The sequence below is a fragment of the Rhodococcus sp. IEGM 1381 genome (genome assembly GCF_030056795.1).
Lineage (GTDB): Bacteria > Actinomycetota > Actinomycetes > Mycobacteriales > Mycobacteriaceae > Rhodococcoides.
Window position 1 is genome coordinate 1 of sequence record NZ_JASHKQ010000033.1, and the last position, 474, is coordinate 474.

The following is a 474-nucleotide window of genomic DNA, read 5'->3' on the forward strand; positions in this document are numbered from 1 at the left end:
GGATGCAATCACACGCCAACTGCCGGGACGAGTTGCGGGAGAGCGGTCCCATCCACGGCAGCCACCCGACGGTGGTGCCGTCGCCGAACAAGTCCCGATACGCGCCACGATCGGCGATGGCTGCATGGGTCTCGTTTCCGGATTCGGTTGCGGTGCTGCCATTCTCGTTGCTGTCCACGCCTGCGCCTGCTGCGGTGTTGCGGAGGTTGGTGAGGTCCTGCAATCGGATGTGCAGGTTGAGGTGCGGGCGTTCTCCGCCTTCAATGGGGCGATTACTGGAGGCGAGGTATTGGTCGAGGATGTGTCCGAACGCGTCAGCGCGTCGCCTGGCGGGGCTGCGCTCGTCGGGGGTGCCGTCGACTGCGGGGTGGGGTTCGGTCAACGGTGAGAGGGCGGTGAGGAGTTTTTCTCCGGTGATCGCATCGAAGTCACCTTTCAACGCCAACCGCCCGTTCAGGGTTTTCGAGGCGAAGA

General features: G+C 64.1%; 1 protein-coding gene. It reads right to left on the minus strand.

Annotated features, from left to right (window positions below):
• On the minus strand, positions 1–474 hold a 474-nt coding region (locus QM797_RS26145), incomplete at both ends, for a DUF222 domain-containing protein (protein ID WP_283278647.1).